Source organism: Streptomyces sp. NPDC014764 (assembly GCF_043082785.1).
Taxonomy (GTDB): Bacteria; Actinomycetota; Actinomycetes; order Streptomycetales; family Streptomycetaceae; genus Streptomyces; species Streptomyces althioticus.
Map to the genome: position 1 here is coordinate 63,752 of NZ_JBIBXY010000014.1, position 16,106 is coordinate 79,857.

The window sequence follows — 16,106 nt, forward strand, 5'->3', positions numbered from 1 at the left end:
GGGCCGCGTACGGGTCGAGCGGGCCGTCCACAGTCCAGGAACAGCAACGGCCGTTCCACGGACCGGATCTTCCCGTCGCGGGCGGCGATTTCCGGACCGGGGGAGAGGGGCGGGCGACGCCCGTCACAGTGTTCCGGCGATCGCCGTGCTAGTGTCGATCTCTGTTGTAGTCGTGCGGTCATCGACCCGCGGGGTCGGAGGGACCGGCACTGCGCCAGCACCGGCGCCTACTGCGCAGCAAGATCTCACACGGATCACACGGAGAGGTGCACACTCCCGTCGCTGCTTCTCAAGGGCCGCGCCCTCACCGGGCGGAACCGCCCCCGCGGCCCCATTCACCCAGGCTCGTTCTTGCAATTCCCCGCGTCCCACTGCGGCGGACATTCCTTGAGACGCGCCACATCAAGGAAGGTTCTCCGTGACACAGGCACGCGCGAACGATCGATCAGGCCGCACCCGCTCCGCATACAAGGGCGCCCCCAAGAGCGGTGGCCGCCGCTTCGGCGGCTCCGGCGGCCGCGGCGGAGCGCCCCGGCAGGGGCAGGGCAAGGGCGGTTCGGGCCGCAGGACCGTGACCTCGGGGGAGTTCGCCCTCCCCGAGACGATCACCCCCGCGCTCCCCGCGGTGGAGGCCTTCGAGGACCTCGGCCTCCCCGGCGAGATGCTCGCCACCCTCGGCAGTCAAGGCGTCACCGCGCCGTTCCCCATCCAGGCGGCCACGCTGCCGAACTCCCTGGCCGGCCGTGACGTGCTCGGCCGTGGCCGCACCGGCTCCGGCAAGACCCTCGCCTTCGGCCTGCCTCTCCTCGCCCGCACGGTCGGCCGCCGTGCCGAGCCCCGCAAGCCGCTGGCCCTCGTCCTCGTCCCCACCCGGGAACTCGCCGGACAGGTCAACGACGCGCTGACCCCGTACGCCCGCTCCGTGCGGCTGAGGGTCGCCACCGTGGTCGGCGGGCTGTCGATCGGCAAGCAGGCGTCCGCGCTGCGCGCCGGCGCCGAGGTCGTCGTCGCGACGCCGGGACGGCTGAAGGACCTGGTCGACCGGGGCGACTGCATACTCGACGAGGTCGCCATCACGGTGCTCGACGAGGCCGACCAGATGACCGACATGGGCTTCATGCCGCAGGTCACCCGGCTGCTCGACCAGGTGCGCCCCGACGGCCAGCGCCTGCTCTTCTCCGCCACGCTCGACCGCAACGTCGACCAGCTCGTCCGCCGCTACCTCAGCGACCCGGTGGTCCACTCCGTCGACCCGTCCGCGGGCGCGGTGACCACCATGGAGCACCACGTGCTCCACCTCGACGAGACGGACAAGCGGCAGACGACCACGGAGATCGCCGCGCGCGACGGCCGGGTCATCATGTTCCTCGACACCAAGCACGCGGTGGACCGGCTCACCAAGCACCTGCTGAACAACGGCGTGCGCGCCGCCGGTCTGCACGGCGGCAAGTCGCAGCCGCAGCGGACGCGGACTCTCACCCAGTTCAAGGACGGCCACGTCACCGTGCTGGTGGCGACGAACGTCGCGGCGCGCGGCATCCACGTCGACGACCTCGGCCTGGTCGTCAACGTCGACCCGCCCGGCGACCCCAAGGACTACCTGCACCGCGGCGGCCGCACGGCCCGCGCCGGCGAGTCCGGCAGCGTGATCACCCTGGTCACGCGGGACCAGCGGCGCGACGTCAGCCGGCTGATGTCCCAGGCGGGCATCACCCCGCGCATCACGCAGGTACGCCCCGGCGACGAGGAGCTGAACCGCATCACCGGTGCGCGGACGCCTTCCGGTGTCCCGGTCGTCATCACGGTCCCGGTGGTGGAGCGCCCCCGCCGCGCCGCCTCCTCCCCGTCCCGCAACCGCCGCCGTCGCGGCGCGCCGGGCCGGCAGGGGCAGGCTCAGGGCCAGGGCGGTACGGCCAAGGGCGGCGCCCAGTCCGCCCAGGACCGCACCGCCGGCGGCCGCGCCCGCCGAGGCGACGACGCGGCATCCCGCCGTAAGCCGCGTACGAAGCCGTCGATGGACCGCGCGGCCTGACAGCACCTCCACCGGGCGTGCTGCCGCCCGGTACGTAACCGCGGTGGCCGGCACTACGCCGGCCACCGCCGGGCGCAGCGGCAGCGATGAACAGCCGCACCTCCTCGCCTCCTTCGCGGACACCGGATCCGCCGGCGGCACGGCGGAGAGCGGGCGTGAGAACGCCCGGCGTGCCTGGCCGCCGCTTCCCCCGGCGGGCGTCCGCGTCGACAGAGCGAGAAAGAGACAAGCCGACCCGTACCGGCAGCCATGGTTCGGCGGGCGCCGAAGCGACCGCCAGCTAGCGTGCCCCCATGAGCGTCCCCACGGCCCCTTCCCGTCACCGCCCCACTCGGCCCGCCCGAGGCGCGGCGTGACCCCGCTCGAGATGGCGGGTGTGTTCGGCGCCGGTGTCGGGGCCGGGGCCCTGAACGCCGTGGTCGGGTCCGGGACGCTCGTGACGTTCCCCGTGCTGCTCGCCGCCGGGCTGTCCCCCCTCACCGCCACCGTGTCCAACGCCCTCGGCCTCGTACCCGGAGCCGTCAGCGGGGCCGTCGGCTACCGCCGCGAACTCGCCGGACAGGGCCGCCGCGTGCGCAGACTGGCCGTCGGCTCCGCGCTCGGCGGGATCACCGGCGCCGTCCTGCTGCTCGCGCTGCCCGCCGAGGCGTTCGAGACCATCGTGCCCTGTCTGGTCGGGCTGGCCCTCGTCCTCGTCACCCTCCAGCCGCTGATCGGCCGCAAGGTCCGGGAACGCCGGTCCTCGGACCGGCCGGTGCGGCAGGACGGCGGGCGGACGCTGTTCGCGGGTCTGACACTCGCCAGCGTCTACGGGGGCTACTTCGCCGCCGCGCAAGGAATCATCTACATCTCCCTGATGGGACTGCTCCTCGACGAGCCGCTCCAACGGCTGAACGCCGTGAAGAACGTCCTCGTCGCCGTCGTCAACGCGGTCGCCGCCGTCTTCTTCCTCTTCGTCGCCGACTTCGACTGGACGGCCGTCGCCCTCATCGCGGCCGGCTCCACGCTGGGCGGCCAGCTCGGGGCCGCCACGGGCCGCCGCTTCCGCCCCGCCGTGCTGCGCGCCCTCGTCGTCGCCGTCGGGACCGTCGCGCTCGTCCAACTCGTCCTGCGCTGAGGCGCCGGAGTACGCCACTGCGCCACAAGAGCTTCAGCACGCCTCTTGTCATCCGCGTGCGGCGGCAGTTTCATCACGTCAGGAAACTTTCCTAACAACCCATGTCCCGGACGGAGTCCCCCCACATGACACCGGCCCCCCACACGGCATCGGCCTGCCCGAAACCGCACCCGAAGCCGAGCCCGCGCCTCGCCGCGCTCCTCATGGCCCTCGCCGGCGCTCTGCTCCTCTCCCTGACCGCCGCCCTCCCCGCCACCGCCGCCCGCCCCACCGGCTACGGTGCGAACGTGCCGATCACCCACCGCGCAGCCACACCCGTCGACGCCAACGGCCGCCTCCAGGTCTGCGGCACCCGGCTCTGCAACCAGCACGGCGCCCCCGTCCAGCTGCGCGGCATGAGCACCCACGGCACGCAGTGGTACGCACAGTGCCTGACGGACGCCTCCCTGGACGCCCTCGCCCACGACTGGCGCGCCGACGTCCTCCGCGTCTCCACCTACGTCCAGGAGGGCGGCTACGAGACCGACCCCGCGCACTTCACCGCCCTCGCCGACCGGCTGATCCGGCAGGCGAGCGACCGCGGGCTCTACGTGATCGTCGACTGGCACATGCTGACCCCCGGCGACCCCATGGCCAACCTCGACCGCGCCACCAGGTTCTTCACCGACATCACGAGCCGCCACAAGGACCGCGTCAACGTCCTTTACGAGATCGCCAACGAGCCCAACGGCGTGAGCTGGTCCCGCATCAAGGAGTACGCCGAGCGGATCATCCCGGTCATCCGCGGCAACGACCCCGACGCGCCCGTCCTGGTCGGCACCCGGGCCTGGTCCTCGTTCGGCGTGTCGGAGGGCGCCGACGAGTCGGAGGTCGTGAACGACCCGGTCGACGCGGCCAACATCATGTACACGTTCCACTTCTACGCCGCCTCGCACCGCGACGAGTACCTCGCGGCCCTCTCCCGCGCCGCCGACCGGATCCCCGTGTTCGTCACCGAGTTCGGCACGCAGAACTACGCCGGGGAGGGCGCCGACGACTTCGAGATGTCCCGGCGCTACCTCGACCTCATGGCGCAGAGGAAGATCAGCTGGGTCAACTGGAACTTCTCCGACGACCACCGCAGCGGAGCCGTGTTCACCCCGGGCACCTGCGCCGCGGACGGCCCGTGGGCCGGCACGCGGCAGCTCAAGCCCGCGGGCGTCTGGATCCGGGACCGGATGAGGGAGTAGACGCCTGTCGGCGGGGGTGAAACGCGCCGGCACCTGCCCTGCGGGTGCCGGCCCGCCCCGCCGGAGTCACCTCACGGCAGGATCGAGTCCACGTAGCCGCCGTCCACCCGCACCGCACCGCCCGTCGTCGCCGACGCCTGCTCCGAGGCCAGGTACACGACCATGTTCGCGATCTCCTCCGGCTCGATCAGCCGCTGCAGCAGCGACTGCGGCCGGTGCTCGCGCATGAAGGCGCGCTGCGCCTCCTCCCACGGCAGGTCGCGGTCCACCAGTTCGTAGACGAAGTCCTCCACCCCGCCCGTGTGGGTGGGGCCCGCGATGACCGAGTTCACGGTGACGCCCGTGCCCGCCGCCTGCTTGGCGAAGCCGCGGCTCACGGCCAGCAGGGCCGTCTTCGACATGCCGTAATGGATCATCTCGGCCGGGGTGACGATCGCCGAGTCGCTGGCGATGTTCTGCACCCGGCCCCAGCCGCGCTCGGTCATCCCGGGCAGCAGCAGACGGATCAGCCGCACGGCCGCCAGGACGTTCACCTCGAAGTAGCGGCGCCACTCGTCGTCGCTGATCTCCAGCGGGTCGGCGGATCCGAACACGCCGAGGTTGTTCACCAGGATGTCCACCTGCGGGAGTGTCTCCACGACCCGCCGGGCGCCCTCCTCCGTGGTCACGTCCGCCGCGACCGGCACGACCTCGGCGCCGGGCACCTCGCGCTCGAGCGCTGCCGCGCCCTCCCGCACCCGCTCCTCCGACCGTCCGTTCACCCCGACCCGCGCCCCCGCCCGCGCGAGCCCGGCGGCGATCGCCGCCCCGATGCCCTGGGTGGAACCCGTGACCAGCGCGGTACGGCCCTTGAGATCGATCTGCACGTCCTCACCTCTCCAGCCGGATGCAGCGGCGCAGCCCGCGGACCACCGCCCGCGCGCGCCTCTCGACCCGCTCCGACTTCCCTCCAGCCCGCCGCCGAATCACAGCCGCCGCCGTGCTTCGGCGCGCCCTGCGCGGGCACACGTTTCCGCACCACCGCGCACGCCCGTCCGGGCATACGCTGCACGAGGGGGAACCCGGTGAGACGGGACCCGAAAGGCGGGAGACGACGTGACGGCCGACCACCCGGACGAGCGACAGGGGCGTGACCACCCGGACACCCATGAGGACCGTGCGGACACGGACGGGGGAGCGAAGCAGTCGCGCACCACCGGCGAGAATCTGCTGCACGGGCTGGAGGTGGACGTCCGCCGGCCGGAGCGCCCCGTGCTGCTGGACGCCGACGGCACGCCCATCGAGACCTGGCGCGAGAACCACCCGTACGACCGGAGGATCCGCCGGTCGGAGTACGAGCGCACCAAGCGCGTCCTGCAGATCGAGCTGCTGAAGATGCAGCGGTGGGTGAAGGACACCGGCCAGCGGATGGTCGTCGTCTGCGAGGGACGCGACGCGGCCGGCAAGGGCGGCACCATCCAGCGGTTCATGGAACGCCTCAACCCGCGTGGCGCTCGCGTGGTCGCCCTGGAGAAGCCGACCGAGCGGGAGGCCGGGCAGTGGTACTTCCAGCGCTACGTCGCCCATCTCCCGGCCCGCGGGGAGATCGTCTTCTTCGACCGTTCCTGGTACAACCGGGCCGGCGTCGAGCGGGTCATGGGCTTCTGCTCGGAGGAGGAGTACCGGCTGTTCCTCGAGCAGACCCCGCTCTTCGAGATGCTGCTCACCGATGACGGCATCATGCTGGTGAAGTTCTGGTTCTCGGTGTCGCGGGCCGAGCAGCGCACCCGGTTCGCCATCCGCCAGGTCGACCCGCTGCGGCGCTGGAAGCTGTCGCCGATGGACCTGGAGTCGCTGGACCGCTGGGACGACTACACCAAGGCCAAGGTGGAGATGTTCCGGGCCACGGACACCCCGCACGCCCCGTGGACGGTCGTGAAGAACAACGACAAGCGGCGCGGGCGCCTGGAAGCGATGCGCAGCCTCCTCGACCGCTGCGACTACCCGGCCAAGGACCACGAGGCGCTCGGCAAGCCGGACCCGCTGATCGTGGGCGCGGCGCACACCCTGCTGGAGCCGGGCGAGGAACCCGAGGCCCTGTCCCCGACCCCCTTGGCGGGCCCCGGCCACGGCCCGGGCGCCCACCCGGACGGCGGGCAGCGGCCGGGGTCGTGAACCCGGCCGTGACACCCGCCGCCGGGCGGCTCGCGGCGACTGCGCGGCGCGGGCGCATCCCCGGGACGTGCCCGCGCCGAACCGCCCGGCCCCGCCGAGCCCCTCCACCGGAACGGGGCGATCTCACCGCACCGGCAGCCTCAGCTCACCGGCACCGAAACCTCCCCGCTGCCCGAGGCCTCCGCGCCGCCCGGCACCCGCACGGTGAACGGCCGGTCCGTGCCCGACGCGGTCACCCGGAGCGCGTCCCCGTCCCGCCGGACGTGGAACGTGGCAGCGGGGAGGCCCGCCGTGTCCGGCACCGTGACCTCCGCCGCGTAGTCGGACGCGCCCGACGGGTGCACCAGCAGCACCGGCGCGTCCAGCCAGTCGCCGTCCGCGCGGGAGTCGTCCCCGGCCAGCGGCAGCACCGCGCCCTCACGGACGTACAGCGGGAGGCTGTCGTAGCCGTGTCGCTCGGTTCGCCAGCAGGGGCCCGTCACCCGCTCGCCGCTCAGCAGATGCGTCCAGGTGCCCTGCGGCAGGTACACCTCCACGTCGCCGTCGGCGCCGAACACCGGCGCGACCAGCAGGTCGGGGCCCAGCATGTACTGGCGGTCCAGCGGGCGGCACGCCGGGTCGGCCGGGAACTCGAGGATCATGGGCCGCATCACCGGCACTCCCTTGCGGTGCGCCTCGGCCGCCGCGCCGTACAGGTACGGCATCAGCCGGTGCTTCAGCAGTGTGAACTGCCGGGCGACGTCCACCGCCTCGTCGCCGAACTCCCACGGCACCCGGTACGACGTGGAGCCGTGCAGCCTGCTGTGCGACGACAGCAGCCCGAACGCCAGCCAGCGTTTGAACACCTCCGGGTCGGGCGTGCCCTCGAACCCGCCGATGTCGTGGCTCCAGAAGCCGAACCCGCTCAGTGACAACGACAGTCCGCCGCGCAGGGACTCCGCCATCGCCTCGAACGACGACCAGCAGTCGCCGCCCCAGTGCACCGGGTACTGCTGGCCGCCGGCGGTCGCCGACCGGGCGAAGACGACCGCCTCGCCCTGTCCTCGCTCCTTCTCCAGCAGTTCGAACACGGTGCGGTTGTACAGGTGTGTGTAGTAGTTGTGCATCCGCTCGGGGTCCGAGCCGTCGTGCCAGACGACGTCCGTGGGGATGCGCTCGCCGAAGTCCGTCTTGAAGCAGTCCACCCCCTGGTCGAGCAGCGCCTTCAGCTTGCCCTGGTACCAGGCGCGGGCGTCGGGGCTGGTGAAGTCGACCAGGCCCATGCCGGCCTGCCACAGGTCCCACTGCCACACGTCACCGTCGGACCGGCGCACGAGGTGTCCGAGCGCCGCGGCCTCGTCGAACAGCGGCGACTTCTGCGCGATGTACGGGTTGATCCAGACGCTGACCCGCAGGCCCTTGTTCCTGAGCCGGGCCAGCATGCCCTCCGGGTCCGGGAACACCTCCGGGTCCCACCGGAAGTCGCACCACTGGTACTCGCGCATCCAGAAGCAGTCGAAGTGGAACACCGACAGCGGGATGCCGCGGTCCGCCATGCCGTCGACGAACGAGGTCACCGTCGCCTCGTCGTACGAGGTGGTGAACGAGGTGCTCAGCCACAGGCCGAAGGACCAGGCGGGCGGCAGCGCCGGGCGGCCGGTGAGCGCGGTGTACCGGCCCAGTGCCTCCTTCGGGGTCGGACCCGCGATCACGTAGTACTCCAGCGTCTGGTCCTCGACGCTGAACTGCACCTGCCCGACGGACTCGGAACCGACCTCGAAGGAGACAGCGCCGGGGTGGTTGACGAAGACGCCGTAGCCGCGTGAGGACAGGTAGAACGGCACGTTCTTGTAGGCCTGTTCGCTGCTGGTGCCGCCGTCGGCCTGCCACACGTCGACGGTCTGGCCGTTCCTGACGAACGGGGTGAAGCGCTCGCCCAGGCCGTAGACGTGCTCGCCGACGCCGAGGGACAGCCGGCTCAGCATGTGGTGCGTCCCCTCCGCGGTGGTGGCGTACGCCGTGCTCTTGGCGCCCGCCCGGGTCAGCTGCCGTCCGTCCGCGTCGAGAAAGGTGAGCCCGAAGCCGCCGTCCGCGTCCAGCCGCAGGGTGAGCGGGCCGCTGGTCAGCTCCGTGACCGCGCCGTCCCGGCGCACCTCGCCCGCGCCCCCGGCGTCAGCGGCGAGCGCGTAGTCCGGTCCGGGGTGGCGCTTCCCGGCGTGATGGGTGACCCGCACGCCGACGACGCCCTCGGCGGGGGAGAAGCAGTCGACCGTGACCAGCGGGGCGTTCAAGGTGTCGCCCCGGCGCGTCACCTGCTTCGTCGACGCATAGCTGGTGAAGCGCTTCGATTCCGCGCGGACGTCTCGCACCTCGGTGGCGTACGAGATCTGGACGCCGTCGCGGATGCGCCAGAAGCCGTCGGTGAATTTCATGGTCTTCCTCGGGATGGGGAGGGCGAAGGAAGGGAGAGAGGGACCTCTGACCAGGAACTATGGCAGGATCCGCGGAACCTGTCACGCCCTGGCGCGAGAAGATCGTGCTGCTGGCGGGCTGGCGCGGCCGACTCGTGGCGGCGTATTGGTTGTCAGGCCAAACAAATTACACCCCGGTGCAGTGGCAGACGAGACCCCCATCGTGGCGGCCCGGTGTCGAAGCGCTTCACCTACCCTTCCACAGTGCCGCCGGCCCCGGAACCCACCGGGCCGGTCCCACCCAGGGGGCGGACGGCCTCGTCCAATGTCGCTGCCGGACGTCGTGCAGTTCGACGCCTTCGCAATGCCGGTGTCCGCCGAGGCCGGCTCTGAAGGGGGTGCGCCTCAGGCGGCCGTGACGCCGTCCACGTCCGCCACGGGGGGCGCCCCGGCGGACTCCCCGGCCTGTGCGGCGGCCGGCCTGCGCAGCAGGAGCAGCGCCGCGTCGTCGTGCAGCCGGCCGCCCACGTGGTCCAGAAGGTCCTCGTGCAGCGCGGCCAGCGTCCGGGCGGGCTCGTCGCACAGGTGCCGCGTGACGCCCTCGGTCAAGGGGTAGAACGCGCGGTCGGCGTCCCGCGCCTCCGTGACGCCGTCGGTGTAGAGGAGCAGCTGGTCCCCGTCGTGGAAGGGCACCACCTGGAGGTGGGGCACGTCATCCGACAGGGCGCGCAGCCCCAGCGGGGGCGCGGGACGGACGGGCTCGACGGCCGTGACGTCGGTGCCGCGGATCAGCAGCGGGGGAGCGTGGCCGCAGTTGACCACCTCCAGCCGTCCGGGCTCCGGGTAGCCGGCGACCACGGCGGTGACGAAGTCGTCGCCGCCCAGGTTGCGGGCCAGGCTCCGCTCGATCCGCCCCACGACGTCCAGCAGGTCCGGCTCGTCGTACGCCGCCTCCCGGAACACGCCGAGCACCAGGGCGGCCGTTCCCACGGCGGGCAGGCCTTTGCCCCGCACGTCCCCGACGATCATCCGCACGCCGTACGGGGTGGGGACGAGGGCGTAGAGGTCGCCGCCGATCCTGGCCTCGGCGGCGGCAGCGCTGTAGCGCACCGCCGTCTGGAACGGGCCGACCGTTTCCGGCACCGGCTGGAGCAGCGCGTGCTGCGCGGTCTCCGCGACGGACCGCACGGCGGCCAGCACCCGTTCACGTCGTGCGCGCAGCGCGCTGGTGAGGGACCCCGCGAGGGTGACGGTCACCAGGGCGGACAGCACCACGGACAGGTGCGCGAGAGCCATGTCGTGGCGGTAGGCGATGCTCGTGCCGAGCAGGACGGCCAGGGCGCCCACACCCAGAACCTCGCGGGGCCGGCTGGTGGCGGCCGCCAGCGCGGGGCCCGTGGCGAGCAGCGGCAGCCAGATCCGGCCGGTGCCGGCCGCCATGTCGATGGCCACGATGACACAGAGGACCAGGACGGGCAGCGCCGGCGTCTCGGCGACCCAGTGCCCGCACGCCCGGGCGCGAGGGGATCGAAGAGACTCCAGCCCGCGCGGGTACGGCCGTATCGGCGAGTGGTCGCGTCCATGCTGACGGGCGTGACTCATGTCCTGTCCGGTTCCTCACCTGTGCGCGTGTCCGATTTGCCTGGTATCTCAAGGAAAGGTGATGGTGCCCGGCATCACAAGGACGCGGTTTTCACATAGTGAGAGACAGGCTGCGGGTGACCCGGTGGGCGATCGGCAGCAGACGCTCGCGGACCTCGTCGATCCGGTCGAGGCGGTTACGGGGCATGGACACCCCGAGGGAACCCACGGTGCCGCCGCTGTACACCGGCACCGCCACGCACACCGTGCCCAGCGCGTACTCCTCCAGGTCCGTCACGGCCGGGGCGAGGGGTGTGTCCTCCAGCCGGCGGATCAGCTCCACGCACGTGGTGACCGTGTGCGGGGTGAGGTCGTTCAGCGTGTGCCGGGACAGGTACTCCTTGCGGGAGTCGTCGTCCAGCTCCCGCAGCACGGCCTTGCCGAGCGCGGTGGCGTGGCCGGCGTCCTCGAACCCCACCCACAGGTCGACGCGCGGGGCGCGGGGCCCGTCCACGACCTCGGAGACGCGGATCTCGCCTTCCTCGTAGAAGGTGAGGTAGGCGGCGCTGGACAGCTCGTCGCGCAGCGCGGAGAGGACCGGCCGGACCCGGGCCAGCCGCGCCTGGCCGCGGCCGCCGGTGTGCAGGGACTGCAGCCGGTCGCCCAGGACGAAGCTGCCGTCGTCGAGTTTCCGCAGGTAGCCGTCGTGAACCAGGGTGCGCAGCAGGTGATAGGCGGTGCCCAGGGGCAGCCCGGTCTCCCGCGCCAGCTGCTTGGCCGGCGCGCCCGTCTCGTGCGCGCTCGCCACCTCCAGCAGCCGGAAGGCGCGCTGCACGGAGGAGATGAGCGTCGGGCTCGCACCCATGCGTCCAGCGTGCGTCACCCGTCCGCCGACGGCAAGGGAAGCCCCCGCTCCGATCGGAACGGGGGCTTCCATGTGTACGACCGTCAGCGGTCAGCCGTCAGTCGTCAGCGCCAGGCGTCAGCCGTCCTGTCCGTCCGCCGCGAGCGGCCGGTCGGTGAGCGCCACGTCGAAAATGTGCATCACACCCCGGTCGGTGTCCCGCGGCAGCACGACGGCAGACACCCGCTTGGCCGGATCCAGCGCCACGGGACGCGTCCCGAACACCTTGGTCTGCGCGGTGTCCGAACCGCCCGCCGCCCGGTTGCGGCCCGTCGTGACCACCAGCGGCTCGTTCCCGAACCGGTAGTCCGTCCCGGGCGTCCAGTCGGTGAGGCCGAGCGGCACGGTCTGCGTCGATCCGTCGGTGTACTCGACCACCGCGGTGCCCCGCGACGGACCGTTGGTGGCGAGCCCCAGGAAGGAGATCCCGGTGGCCTTCCGGCCGCCCAGCGGGACGCGCTGACCGTGCGGGATCCAGTTGTCGGGCTCACCGGGCCCGCTGTCCGGCCAGGTGAACACCACCCCGGTGTCACCGAGCGGCAGCTCGGCGCCCGGCGCCGCGCCCGCCTCGGCCAGTCGCTCCCGGGACAGCGAGTTGTCGCTCAGGTCGAGCGACCCCAGGTTCCCGTGACCGTCCGGGGTGACGCCGATGTTGTTCCGGGCGTCCGTGCCGTCCGCGTACGACGGCGGCAGATCTCGCGCGCCGGTGCCCCAGGTGCCGGGACGCGACGCCATCCGCAGGTCGAGCCGGCCGCCCTCACGGGTGAACTCCGCGGGCACCCAGGACTTCGAGGTGGCCCGTCCGTCGGCCTTCAGCGCCGCCACGTAAGGCGTTCGCGCGGCACCGGGTGCGTCGACCGTGATCCGGCGCCGGCTGCCGGCGCTGTCCACCACCACGCGCTCGAACACCGGGCTGCTCACCATCAGGTCGGCGGTGCCCGGGACCGCGGGGAACAGGCCGATGTTCGCCCAGACGTACCAGCTGCTCAGCGAGCCGAGGTCGTCGTTGCCGGGCAGCCCCGAGGGCGTCGTGTCGTACATCTCGTCCGCCGCGCGGCGCAGGACCTCGCCCGTGCGGTCCGGCCGGCCCAGCCAGTGGTAGACGAACGGCATGGTGAAGCTGGGCTGGTTGCTCAGATAGGCGCCCTTGGTGCCGTACACCCCGGCGTCCAGCTCTCGCGTGTGCTCGTCCAGGTCCCGCAGGGCCGCCTCGGTCCCGCCCCGCTTCTCGATCAGCGCGCCCACGTTGTGCGGCACCATCCAGCCGTACTGGTACCCCGTCGCCTGCTCGAACTGGTTGCCCCGCTCACCCAGGTCGAAGTTCCGGTCGAAGCCCGTACGCTCCCGCGGCCGGATGTGCCCGTCGGCGTCGTCGAAGACGTTCTGCCAGCTCTGCGCCCGTACCATGAACCGGTCGTACGTCTCCTCGTCGCCCAGCCGCTTCGCCAGCTGCGCGATGCCGAAGTCGTCCACGGCGTACTCGAGCGTCTTCGACGTCGCCGAGTCGCCCTTGCGGCTCTCGACGAAGCCGACCGTCGCGTACTGGTAGGCGTGCCGGCGCAGCGTGGCGTCGGCGGGCAGGGTCTGCGTCGACCGCATCGACTCCAGCGCCGCGCGCCGGTCGTAGTCCGTGCTGCCGAACGCGTCGAGCGAGGCGACCACCGACTGCAGGGAGTCGCCGCTCATCTTCTGCTGGAGCTGGTTGAGGTGTGGCCAGTTGGGCCAGGCGCCCGACTGCCTGGCCATGTCGGTGAGCGACTGGTTGATGTCACTGCCGACCTCCGGGAACAGCAGCGCCACCAGTTGTGCCTGACTGCGGTAGATGTCCCAGCCCGCGTAGGTGACGTAGTGGTGTCTGCCCCGCTCGACCCGGTGCAGCTCGCCGTCGTAGCCGCGGTACTCGCCGCTGACGTCGTCGAAGACGTTCGGGTGCAGCAGCGCGTGGTACAGCGCGGTGTAGAACTTCACGCGCTGGTCCCTGGTACCGCCGTCCACGCGCAGCGTGCCGAGGGCGTCCCGCCACACGCGCGCGGACTGCGCGCGGACCGCGTCGAAGGACCTGCCGCGGGTCTCCGTGGCCGCGTTGCGCGCGGCGCCCTCGACGCTCACGTAGCTCAGGCCGGTCTTCGCGGTGACCCGGGCGCCACGGTCGAACACCAGGTAGGCGCCCGCCCCGTGCTTGGCCGTGCCGCCGGAGGCGGTGTCCGCCCCGGGACGCACCTCCGAGCCCTGCCAGGTGCCGTAGGAGCGCACCGGACGGTCGAACGTGGTCGAGAAGTACGCCCGGTAGCGTCCGCCCTCGTCGCACACCGAGGCGGCCTCCACCCAGCCGCTCACGGTGGCGCCGTCGACCGTCACCTCGCTGCCGAACACCCGGTTGTTGGACCCGGCGACGTCGAGCAGCAGCGTCGCGCCGGCGTCGGTGGGGAAGTCGAAGCGGCTCACCGCGGTGCGGGTCGTCGCGGTCAGCTCCGCGTCGACGCCGTTCGCGAGGCCGACCGAGTAGTAGCCGGGGTCGGCCTTCTCGTCGGCGTGGTCGAAACCGAGGTAGTAGTCGGTGATCCGGTCGGCGGGCGCGGTGGGCAGGGCGCCTCCGGGCAGCGCGCCGGTGTAGGGCAGCACGGGGAAGTCGAAGCCGCTGAACCGGCCTTCGCAGCCGGTGCCGGACAGCCGGGTCATGCCGAAGCCGCGAAGCTTGTCCGCCGTGTACTCGTAGCCGCCCTTCTGGTCCCCGTCCGACGAGCGGTACGTGGTGGGGGAGGACTGCACCATGCCGAACGGGACGGTGGCTCCCGGATAGGTGTTGCCGTAGGCACTGTTGCCCTTGTTCTGGGAGGTGTCCAGGCGGGTGCCGATGAACGGGTCGACGGCGTCGAACGCCGCGACGTCGCTCCGGCCCGGGGAGGCGGCCGCCCCGCCGGCCGGCACCAGTCCGGCGACCAGCGATCCGAGGACCAGGGCGGCGGTGAGGAGTCTGCGACGGCCCGGAGGCGGCGTCGGCGCGGGCGACTCGGTGGCTCTCCACATGACGGGGTCTTCCTGCCTTCCATGAGGTGCTGACAACGTTGTCTGCTCGCGACCCGGTGCTCTCGCGGCCTACAGTTCAGCGCCCCGGCGTCGCGGGCGGAAGCCCTGGGAGACGACCGGTTGAAGTGCGGGGAACATCACGCGGTGCGCCGCCCGGACCCGCGACGGGCGGGCCCGGCCGGCGCAACGGCCCGTCAGGGCGCGGGCACCTCGTCCACGAACGACGTGCCCGACGCGCGGTAGGCGTCGATCCTCGCCGTGACCTGAGCGGGTGTCAGCACCTCGTCCTTGACGTGCAGGACGTAGTCGACCTGCTGGTGGTAGGCGCGGGGTGTGGCCGACGACCGGCCCTCCAGGTCGATCAGCCACTGGTTGAAGTTGATCGACATCGGCCGCTCCGGCAGGTACGCGGCGTCATGGGTGCCGAAGTGGCTGCCGTCGACGTAGTACGTGATGCCGGAGTCGTCGATGGTGACGACCAGGTCGTGCCAGCCGGCGAAGCTGCGGCGGCTCTCGCTGTGCTGGTTGACGGCCTGCCAGGGGTCGGGGGCGTAGGTCTCCCAGGACGTCGTGTACAGGATCGACGACGGCTCGCCCCAGCCGCCGTTGGGCAGATACTCGAAGTCGTACTCGGCGTAGTCGTCGGCCATCGGCGCCTTGAGGTCGTTGATGGTGAAGAACGTCTGCACGACGCGGTCGCCGTCCGGGCCGGAGACGGGGGCGTCGGAGAAGCGGACACGGGCCGCGTAGGTGCCGTACGCGAACTTCATGCTCCGGGTGAGGATCTCGGTGTGCGTGGTGGAGGCGCCGGTGCCCGCGGTGGACGTCTCCAGGTCCATCACCGAGTTGCCGCCCGAGGAGGAGAACGTCACCTTCGACGGGTCCCAGGTCGCCCCCGGCACCCCGGGGCCGCCCGCGTCGGAGCGGACGCGCCAGCCGTGCGCCGCGAGGTCGGGGTCGGTGTGCGACGCGTAGTCGAAGTCGTCGAACAGCGCCTGACCGCCCTCGCCGGGCGGGTCGGCCGGGTCCGCGGGGACGGTCGGGTCGTCGCCCTCTGGTCCCGCGCCCCACACGGTGGCGCCCGCGAGCCGCGCGGTCACCTTGTCCCAGTCGGCGTACGACGTCCGCGCGGCGCCGAAGGAGTAGTCGTCGCTCTGCCGCAGCGTCTGCCAGTCGGCCCGGTGGAAGCGCAGTTGCAGGTCCCCGGTGTCGGCGCCCGGCGCGAGCGTCCCGGCGGACGGGGTGAACCCGATCTCCAGGTAGCGGTCGGCCGTCGCGGTGGGCTCGGGGAGCGTACCGAAGGTGCCGGTGACGGCCGCACAGCCGACGACCGCCCAGGAGCAGGCGAACCGGTACGGGACGTCCGGGGCGTCGGCCTTGAAGTAGTAGCGGATCTTCACCTGGCTCAACTGCACCGGTGCGGAGCCGGTGTTGCGGACCTTGAACCAGGGTTCACCTTGGTCGGCGATCGCGCCGGCGGCGCTGGTGCGGTACTGCACGGCGAGCGGGCCGGCCGAGGCCGTGGCGGCCGGGGCGGGGAGCCCGGTGAGGGCGGCGCCGCCCAGCAGGGCGGTGAGGGCGAGTGCCGCGCGGGCGCGGCGGCCGGGGTGACGAGTACGCATCCGTGGTCCTTTCGCGGTGGGGGTGGCGCACGGGGGTGCGTCCGCGCGGC

The 16,106-nt window shown here is 72.4% G+C and carries 10 protein-coding genes; 4 read left to right on the forward strand and 6 right to left on the reverse strand.

The genetic code is table 11. The features are described from left to right. Positions 1-418 precede the first annotated feature (418 nt). The 3 genes from ACF1AG_RS26600 to ACF1AG_RS26610 all read left to right on the forward strand — a co-directional run bounded on the left by ACF1AG_RS26600 (position 419) and on the right by ACF1AG_RS26610 (position 4,378). On the forward strand, positions 419-2,032 hold the full coding sequence (locus ACF1AG_RS26600) for a DEAD/DEAH box helicase (protein WP_387795111.1): 1,614 nt from the start codon (positions 419-421) through the stop codon (positions 2,030-2,032). A 352-nt stretch (positions 2,033-2,384) separates the two neighbouring features. Further along, entirely contained in the window at positions 2,385-3,149 is a 765-nt protein-coding gene (locus ACF1AG_RS26605) for a sulfite exporter TauE/SafE family protein (protein WP_359606732.1), read from the forward strand. A 125-nt stretch (positions 3,150-3,274) separates the two neighbouring features. Continuing rightward, positions 3,275-4,378 (forward strand): glycoside hydrolase family 5 protein, encoded by a 1,104-nt coding sequence (locus tag ACF1AG_RS26610; RefSeq protein WP_359606730.1) that lies wholly within the window; start codon positions 3,275-3,277, stop codon positions 4,376-4,378. Between the two features lie 71 nt (positions 4,379-4,449). Here the strand turns inward: ACF1AG_RS26610 and ACF1AG_RS26615 are convergent, their stop codons facing one another. Continuing rightward, entirely contained in the window at positions 4,450-5,244 is a 795-nt protein-coding gene (locus tag ACF1AG_RS26615) for an SDR family oxidoreductase (RefSeq protein ID WP_359606728.1), read from the reverse strand. A 229-nt stretch (positions 5,245-5,473) separates the two neighbouring features. Between ACF1AG_RS26615 and ppk2 the strand changes: the two genes are divergently transcribed. Further along, positions 5,474-6,532 (forward strand): polyphosphate kinase 2, encoded by a 1,059-nt coding sequence (gene ppk2, locus ACF1AG_RS26620; RefSeq protein ID WP_391810508.1) that lies wholly within the window; start codon positions 5,474-5,476, stop codon positions 6,530-6,532. 140 nt (positions 6,533-6,672) lie between these two features. On the opposite strand, the gene yicI is transcribed toward ppk2, so the two are convergent. From yicI to ACF1AG_RS26645, 5 genes are all read right to left on the reverse strand, one after another. Continuing rightward, positions 6,673-8,943, reverse strand: coding sequence for an alpha-xylosidase (gene yicI / locus ACF1AG_RS26625; RefSeq protein ID WP_391810509.1), 2,271 nt, complete (start codon positions 8,941-8,943; stop codon positions 6,673-6,675). A gap of 384 nt (positions 8,944-9,327) precedes the next feature. After that, entirely contained in the window at positions 9,328-10,524 is a 1,197-nt protein-coding gene (locus tag ACF1AG_RS26630) for a PP2C family protein-serine/threonine phosphatase (protein WP_391810510.1), read from the reverse strand. A gap of 91 nt (positions 10,525-10,615) precedes the next feature. Beyond that, a complete protein-coding gene (locus ACF1AG_RS26635) occupies positions 10,616-11,368 on the reverse strand; it encodes an IclR family transcriptional regulator C-terminal domain-containing protein (RefSeq protein WP_359606724.1) in 753 nt (250 codons plus the stop codon). Positions 11,369-11,485: 117 nt separating this feature from the next. Continuing rightward, complete coding sequence (locus ACF1AG_RS26640; protein WP_391810511.1) at positions 11,486-14,434, reverse strand: GH92 family glycosyl hydrolase; 2,949 nt, start codon at positions 14,432-14,434, stop codon at positions 11,486-11,488. Between the two features lie 194 nt (positions 14,435-14,628). Continuing rightward, a complete protein-coding gene (locus ACF1AG_RS26645) occupies positions 14,629-16,056 on the reverse strand; it encodes a cellulose binding domain-containing protein (RefSeq protein WP_391810512.1) in 1,428 nt (475 codons plus the stop codon). Between the last annotated feature and the right edge of the window lie 50 nt (positions 16,057-16,106).

Bases quoted from the DNA above. Each gene is read 5' to 3' on its own strand.
- ACF1AG_RS26630 (WP_391810510.1), bottom strand. From the start codon at position 10,524: ATGAGTCACGCCCGTCAGCATGGACGCGACCACTCGCCGATACGGCCG.
- ACF1AG_RS26645 (WP_391810512.1), bottom strand. From the start codon at position 16,056: ATGCGTACTCGTCACCCCGGCCGCCGCGCCCGCGCGGCACTCGCCCTC.
- ACF1AG_RS26640 (WP_391810511.1), bottom strand. From the start codon at position 14,434: ATGTGGAGAGCCACCGAGTCGCCCGCGCCGACGCCGCCTCCGGGCCGT.
- yicI (WP_391810509.1), bottom strand. From the start codon at position 8,943: ATGAAATTCACCGACGGCTTCTGGCGCATCCGCGACGGCGTCCAGATC.
- ACF1AG_RS26610 (WP_359606730.1), top strand. From the start codon at position 3,275: ATGACACCGGCCCCCCACACGGCATCGGCCTGCCCGAAACCGCACCCG.
- ACF1AG_RS26635 (WP_359606724.1), bottom strand. From the start codon at position 11,368: ATGGGTGCGAGCCCGACGCTCATCTCCTCCGTGCAGCGCGCCTTCCGG.